General features: G+C 68.3%; 11 protein-coding genes. 10 read left to right on the top strand and 1 reads right to left on the bottom strand.

Features of this window, described 5'->3' with window-relative positions; translation table 11 throughout:
* Nucleotides 1–681 (bottom strand): RNA ligase family protein (locus AWZ10_RS10325; RefSeq protein WP_167365937.1); only part of this gene is annotated, 681 nt, incomplete at its 3' end.
* 113 nt (nucleotides 682–794) lie between these two features.
* Here AWZ10_RS10325 and AWZ10_RS10320 point away from each other — a divergent pair.
* The 10 genes from AWZ10_RS10320 to rpsC all read left to right on the top strand — a co-directional run.
* Complete coding sequence (locus tag AWZ10_RS10320) at nucleotides 795–1,529, top strand: YoaK family protein (protein WP_244172454.1); 735 nt, start codon at nucleotides 795–797, stop codon at nucleotides 1,527–1,529.
* 40 nt (nucleotides 1,530–1,569) lie between these two features.
* Nucleotides 1,570–1,851, top strand: a complete 282-nt coding sequence (locus AWZ10_RS10315; protein ID WP_159058243.1) for a hypothetical protein — start codon at nucleotides 1,570–1,572, stop codon at nucleotides 1,849–1,851.
* 406 nt (nucleotides 1,852–2,257) lie between these two features.
* Entirely contained in the window at nucleotides 2,258–2,566 is a 309-nt protein-coding gene (gene rpsJ, locus AWZ10_RS10310; RefSeq protein ID WP_003948644.1) for a 30S ribosomal protein S10, read from the top strand.
* A 17-nt stretch (nucleotides 2,567–2,583) separates the two neighbouring features.
* A complete protein-coding gene (gene rplC / locus AWZ10_RS10305; RefSeq protein WP_005481233.1) occupies nucleotides 2,584–3,228 on the top strand; it encodes a 50S ribosomal protein L3 in 645 nt (214 codons plus the stop codon).
* Nucleotides 3,229–3,235: 7 nt separating this feature from the next.
* Nucleotides 3,236–3,895, top strand: coding sequence for a 50S ribosomal protein L4 (gene rplD / locus AWZ10_RS10300; protein WP_046704427.1), 660 nt, complete (start codon nucleotides 3,236–3,238; stop codon nucleotides 3,893–3,895).
* Nucleotides 3,895–4,314 carry a 50S ribosomal protein L23 gene (gene rplW, locus AWZ10_RS10295; RefSeq protein ID WP_037694112.1) on the top strand — a complete coding sequence of 140 codons (420 nt, stop codon included), beginning with the start codon at nucleotides 3,895–3,897 and terminating at the stop codon, nucleotides 4,312–4,314. Before rplD ends, rplW begins: the two co-directional genes overlap by 1 nt.
* 38 nt (nucleotides 4,315–4,352) lie before the next feature.
* Nucleotides 4,353–5,189 carry a 50S ribosomal protein L2 gene (gene rplB / locus AWZ10_RS10290; protein ID WP_037694116.1) on the top strand — a complete coding sequence of 279 codons (837 nt, stop codon included), beginning with the start codon at nucleotides 4,353–4,355 and terminating at the stop codon, nucleotides 5,187–5,189.
* Between the two features lie 12 nt (nucleotides 5,190–5,201).
* Nucleotides 5,202–5,483: a 30S ribosomal protein S19 gene (gene rpsS / locus AWZ10_RS10285; RefSeq protein WP_013001415.1), complete on the top strand. Its 282-nt coding sequence runs from the start codon at nucleotides 5,202–5,204 to the stop codon at nucleotides 5,481–5,483.
* Nucleotides 5,484–5,524: 41 nt separating this feature from the next.
* Nucleotides 5,525–5,872, top strand: a complete 348-nt coding sequence (rplV, locus tag AWZ10_RS10280; RefSeq protein WP_037694118.1) for a 50S ribosomal protein L22 — start codon at nucleotides 5,525–5,527, stop codon at nucleotides 5,870–5,872.
* The coding region (gene rpsC / locus AWZ10_RS10275) for a 30S ribosomal protein S3 (protein WP_060890915.1) at nucleotides 5,872–6,577 on the top strand (706 nt) is incomplete at its 3' end. The genes rplV and rpsC, both read left to right, overlap by 1 nt.

Below are 6,577 nucleotides of genomic sequence, written 5' to 3'. Positions count from 1 at the left end.
AGCCTCCGCCAGCGCGTCGGCGTCGGCGGGCGCCCCGGAACGCACCGCCCACAGCGGGGCCCGCGCGCCCAGCCCGTTCTCGACGACGGCCGCGTGCATCCAGTGCGTGTCCGTCCGTACGTGCCCGGCCCGCACCCACTTGGCGACGCGGGCGCCGAACTCCTCCGCGTCGAAGCCGTCCACGACCCGGACGACGTACCCCTCCTGCCGTCCGAGATCCAGCCGCAGCGCGCGCAGCGCCCGCTCGTCGAACACGCCCCGCCACAGCACGCGCGGCGCGGGGAGCCCGAGTTCGCGCAGAAACGCCACCGTCCGGTCCCAGTCCAGGCAGCGCCCGTCCCCGTCCCACACCGAGAAGCCGTAGAACCAGCTGTCCAGGTCGTCGTACGCGATCGAATGCCGGGCGAACATGTTCTCCCCGCACACCCGCCAGCCCTCCGGAACGGCGTGGCCGATACGGGCCTGGAGCGCCTTGACCCAGGTACGGGAGGGGTGGTGCGCGGAGTCGAGTGAGCGGGCGTGCAGGCCGTCGGCGTACAGCGTGGTGTTCTCGCCGTCGAGCTTCTCGGTCACCACGACCTCGCGACCGCGCAGGCCGGACAGGTCGGTGACCCGGAGATCGTCGGCGGTGGCGCCGGGGGACCAGGGCAGATGCCTGGTCCGCGGATAGTGCGTACGCATCGTGAACGTTCCCCCGGGACAGTCGGCGTATCCGAACAGCCGACGTACCTGATCAGCGTAGGAGCGTCGGCCGGTGGCGGGCGAGCGGATTACCCCACGCTTAGGGTCCCGGTATGAAGCAGGGTCCCGGTACGAAGCCCCGAGCGGGTGTCGGGCTCACCTCGGTCATGGTGGCGCTCACGCTGACGACCGGCATGATCGAGGCCGTCAGCTTCCTCGTGCTCGGCCCGGTGTTCACCGCGGTGCAGACCGGGAACCTCCTCTTCTTCTCCTTCGCGCTCACCGGCGCCGTCGGCCTGTCCCCGGCCGCCGCGCTCGTCTCGTTCGTCGGTTTCACGGTCGGCGCGGTGCTCGGTTCCCGGTTCGAGTCGAGCGTGGACGCCCGCGGCCGCCGCTGGTTCGTGGCCGCGCTGATCGTCGAGGCCCTGCTGCTGGGACTCGGCGGACTGGTCGCCTGGCGCACCGGCGTCGACGCGACGGGCGCCCCGGCGGACGCACCGCACTTCGCCGTGGTCGCCCTGGTCGCCGGGGCCATGGGCGTACGCAATGTCACCACCCTGCGGGCGCGGGTCGCGGACGTACCCACCACGGTGTCCACCCGCGCACTGACCGCCCTCCTCAGCGGTCTGCCCCCGCACCCCGACAGCCGCATCGGGGCGGGCTCCGGCGACGAGGGCCGCCGCCTCGCCTCGGTCACCGCGATGTTCCTCGGCGGCCTGCTGGGCGCGTGGCTCCTCCACGAGGGCGTTCATCCGACGGTTGTTCTGCTGGTGCCCGCCGCGCTGGTCCTGACCCTGGGCGCGGCGTTCTGGCTGAAGGCACCGGAGGGCACCAGCGAGCCCGGCTGAATCGAGTCGATCCCACCAAGCCGCGGTGGATCATGGACGCATGAGTCTCTTGGCAAGCCGCCTCGTCGGTGCGGCCCTCATGCTCGCCGGAATCGCCGTCGCCCTCTGGGTGGTCTTCGGCGTACCCCAGGAGTGGACCGGAGGGATGAGGTGGCTGCGCTCCGCGCTGGCGCTGGCGTCCTTCGGAGCGATCAGCCTCGCGGTCCGCTTCTTCTTTCCCGACGGCTCCGACAGCTCCGCCAGCTCCGCCAGCTCTCCGGGCGCCTCGCCGGACGGCATCCCGAGTGGCTCCCCGGACGGCGTCGGCGGCTCCTGGGTTTGACCTGCGTCACTCTCGGGGTAATCTCTCCGGCTCGATTGGCGGAGGGGCTGGGCCGTATGGCAGACTAGCGGGGTTGCTCGGTCGAGTGTTGATGCTGCACGCCTCCCGTCGGGAGGACCGGAAGCGAGTCCCACAGTACTCGTCGCCCCAACTGCCTTATGGCAGCGCTGGAGCGGACGTACGGGAATCTTTCGGGAAGTGTCAGTGCGGCGCCGGCCAGGCACCCGGTGGGCTTCTGCTCCCGGCCCGCGGTTCCGGAAGGGCCGTGTTTCCCGGACAAGGGATGCTCGAACAAGGGGCATCCGTGTCAGCGGAAGCGCGACACACCCGACCGCGTGGGTCGGAGGAGAGTAAGGGAACACCGGGTTCCAGAGCGTTAAACCAGACAAAGGACTACTGAGTAGCCATGGCGGGACAGAAGATCCGCATCCGGCTCAAGGCCTACGACCACGAGGTCATCGACAGCTCGGCGAAGAAGATCGTCGAGACGGTGACCCGCACTGGTGCGTCGGTCGCGGGCCCGGTGCCGCTGCCCACTGAGAAGAACGTGTACTGCGTCATCAAGTCGCCGCACAAGTACAAGGACTCGCGCGAGCACTTCGAGATGCGCACGCACAAGCGCCTGATCGACATCCTCGACCCGACGCCCAAGACCGTTGACTCTCTGATGCGACTCGACCTCCCGGCCGGTGTCGACATCGAGATCAAGCTCTGAAGGCCGGTGATCTGAGAATGGCTAAGCAGATCAAGGGCATCCTGGGCGAGAAGCTCGGCATGACGCAGGTGTGGGACGAGAACAACCGTGTTGTTCCGGTCACCGTCGTCAAGGCCGGCCCCAACGTCGTGACCCAGGTCCGTACGAACGATGTCGACGGCTACGAGTCGGTCCAGATCGCCTTCGGCGAGATCGACCCTCGCAAGGTGAACAAGCCCCTCAAGGGCCACTTCGCCAAGGCCGACGTCACCCCCCGCCGTCACCTCGTCGAGATCCGCACCGCGGACGCCTCCGAGTACACGCTGGGCCAGGAGATCTCCGCCGAGGTCTTCGAGGCCGGCGTCAAGGTGGACGTGACCGGCAAGAGCAAGGGCAAGGGCTTCGCCGGTGTCATGAAGCGTCACAACTTCAAGGGCCTCGGCGCCGGTCACGGCACCCAGCGCAAGCACCGCTCTCCCGGCTCCATCGGTGGCTGCGCCACCCCGGGCCGTGTGTTCAAGGGCCTCCGCATGGCGGGTCGCATGGGCAACGAGCGGGTCACCACCCAGAACCTGACCGTCCACGCCGTTGACGCGGAGAAGGGTCTGCTGCTCATCAAGGGCGCTGTCCCCGGTCCGAACGGCGGCCTCGTCCTGGTCCGCACTGCGGCCAAGGGGGCCTGAGGTACCGATGAGCACTGTTGACATCCTTTCGCCTGCAGGCGAGAAGACCGGAAGCGTCGAGCTCCCCGCGGAGATCTTCGGCGTGGAGAAGATCAGCATCCCGCTGATCCACCAGGTCGTCGTCGCGCAGAACGCGGCTGCCCGCCAGGGCACGCACAAGACCAAGCGTCGCGGTGAAGTCCGTGGTGGCGGCAAGAAGCCGTACCGCCAGAAGGGCACCGGCCGCGCCCGTCAGGGCTCGACCCGTGCGCCGCAGTTCGCCGGCGGTGGCGTCGTCCACGGCCCGCAGCCGCGTGACTACTCGCAGCGGACCCCGAAGAAGATGAAGGCCGCGGCCCTGCGCCACGCCCTCACCGACCGGGCCCGCCACAACCGCATCCACGTCGTCTCCGGCGTCGTCGAGGGTGAGAACCCGTCGACGAAGGCCGCCCGGACGCTGTTCGGCAAGATCTCGGAGCGCAAGAACCTGCTCCTGGTCGTCGACCGCGCCGACGAGGCCGCGTGGCTCTCCGCCCGCAACCTGCCCCAGGTGCACATCCTGGAGCCGGGCCAGCTGAACACGTACGACGTGATCGTCTCGGACGATGTGGTCTTCACTCAGGCCGCCCTTGAGTCCTTCGTGTCCGGCCCGAACACGGCCAACGACACCGAAGGGAGCGAGGCCTGATGGCTACGCGTCACCCGAGCATTGCCCCCAAGGCCGCCAAGGCCGCCAAGGCCGCGCGCGTCGCCAAGGCGAAGCGCCACGCCACCGAGGGCAAGAACACCGTCGTCACCGCGCCCAGCAAGGCGTTCACGGACCCCCGTGACGTGCTGCTGAAGCCGGTCGTGTCGGAGAAGAGCTACGCGCTGCTCGACGAGGGCAAGTACACCTTCATCGTCGCGCCGGGCGCCAACAAGACCCAGATCAAGCAGGCCGTCCAGGCGGTCTTCTCGGTCAAGGTCACCGGGGTCAACACGATCAACCGCATCGGCAAGCGCAAGCGCACCAAGACCGGCTTCGGTCAGCGTGCCGGCTCCAAGCGCGCCATCGTGACCCTTGCCGAGGGCGACCGTATCGACATCTTCGGCGGTCCGACCGCGTAAGCGGGTCGGATCGTCCGATATCGGACGAGGACTGAGAAATGGGAATCCGCAAGTACAAGCCGACTACGCCGGGCCGTCGTGGCTCCAGCGTCGCCGACTTCGTCGAGATCACGCGGTCCACGCCGGAGAAGTCGCTGGTCCGCCCGCTGCACAGCAAGGGCGGCCGTAACAACGCCGGTCGTGTGACCGTTCGCCACCAGGGTGGCGGACACAAGCGCGCCTACCGAGTGATCGACTTCCGTCGTCACGACAAGGACGGCGTGCCGGCGAAGGTCGCGCACATCGAGTACGACCCCAACCGCACCGCGCGCATCGCGCTGCTGCACTACGCCGACGGTGAGAAGCGCTACATCCTCGCCCCGCGCAACCTGCAGCAGGGCGACCGCGTGGAGAACGGTCCCGGGGCCGACATCAAGCCGGGCAACAACCTGGCGCTCCGCAACATCCCGGTCGGTACCACGATCCACGCGATCGAGCTCCGTCCCGGTGGCGGCGCCAAGTTCGCCCGCTCCGCCGGTACCTCCGTGCAGCTGCTCGCGAAGGAGGGCTCGATGGCCCACCTCCGCATGCCCTCCGGTGAGATCCGCCTGGTCGACGCGCGCTGCCGCGCCACCGTCGGCGAGGTCGGCAACGCCGAGCAGAGCAACATCAACTGGGGCAAGGCCGGCCGTAAGCGCTGGCTCGGCGTCCGCCCGACCGTCCGCGGTGTGGCGATGAACCCGGTTGACCACCCGCACGGTGGTGGTGAGGGCAAGACCTCCGGTGGTCGCCACCCGGTCAGCCCCTGGGGTCAGAAGGAGGGTCGTACTCGCTCGCCGAAGAAGGCTTCGAGCAAGTACATCGTCCGCCGCCGCAAGACGAACAAGAAGCGCTAGGAGCGGGTTTAGATGCCGCGCAGTCTCAAGAAGGGGCCCTTCGTCGACGGACACCTCATCAAGAAGGTGGACGTACAGAACGAAGCCGGCACCAAGAACGTCATCAAGACCTGGTCCCGTCGCTCGATGATCATCCCGGCCATGCTCGGCCACACGATCGCGGTGCACAACGGCAAGACCCACATTCCGGTGTTCGTCACCGAGTCGATGGTCGGCCACAAGCTCGGCGAGTTCTCGCCGACGCGCACCTTCCGGGGTCACGTCAAGGACGACCGGAAGTCGAAGCGCCGCTAACGCGGGGTGGAATGACCATGACAGACACTGGAAGGACAACCATGGAAGCCAGGGCCCAGGCGCGGTACATCCGCGTTACGCCCATGAAGGCCCGCCGTGTGGTGGACCTCATCCGTGGCATGGATGCCACGGAGGCTCAGGCGGTCCTGCGTTTCACTCCGCAGGCCGCGAGCGTGCCGGTCGGCAAGGTGCTGGACAGCGCCATCGCCAACGCCGCGCACAACTACGACCACACGGACGCCTCTTCGCTGGTCATCAGCGAGGCGTACGTCGACGAGGGTCCGACCCTGAAGCGGTTCCGGCCGCGTGCCCAGGGCCGTGCCTACCGGATCCGCAAGCGGACCAGCCACATCACCGTGGTCGTCAGCAGCAAGGAAGGAACCCGGTAATGGGCCAGAAGGTTAACCCGCATGGGTTCCGGCTCGGCATCACCACGGACTTCAAGTCCCGGTGGTACGCCGACAAGCTGTACAAGGACTACGTCGGTGAAGACGTCGCCATCCGTCGGATGATGACGTCCGGCATGGAGCGCGCCGGCATCTCCAAGGTGGAGATCGAGCGCACCCGTGACCGCGTCCGCGTCGACATCCACACCGCGCGTCCGGGCATCGTCATCGGCCGCCGCGGCGCCGAGGCCGACCGTATTCGTGGCGACCTGGAGAAGCTGACCAAGAAGCAGGTCCAGCTCAACATCCTCGAGGTCAAGAACCCGGAGACGGACGCTCAGCTGGTGGCCCAGGCCGTCGCCGAGCAGCTCTCCTCCCGCGTCTCCTTCCGTCGCGCCATGCGTAAGAGCATGCAGGGCACGATGAAGGCCGGCGCCAAGGGCATCAAGATCCAGTGCGGTGGCCGCCTCGGCGGCGCCGAGATGTCCCGCTCGGAGTTCTACCGCGAGGGCCGTGTGCCCCTGCACACGCTCCGCGCGAACGTGGACTACGGCTTCTTCGAGGCCAAGACGACCTTCGGCCGTATCGGCGTGAAGGTCTGGATCTACAAGGGCGACGTCAAGAACATCGCCGAGGTCCGCGCCGAGAACGCCGCTGCCCGCGCCGGCAACCGCCCGGCTCGTGGTGGCGGCGGCGCCGACCGCCCGG

Source organism: Streptomyces europaeiscabiei, from assembly GCF_001550375.1.
In the GTDB taxonomy this organism is placed as follows: Bacteria; Actinomycetota; Actinomycetes; order Streptomycetales; family Streptomycetaceae; genus Streptomyces; species Streptomyces europaeiscabiei.
Note: the sequence above shows the minus strand (reverse complement) of the source record. Positions and strands in the feature narration are given on the sequence as shown.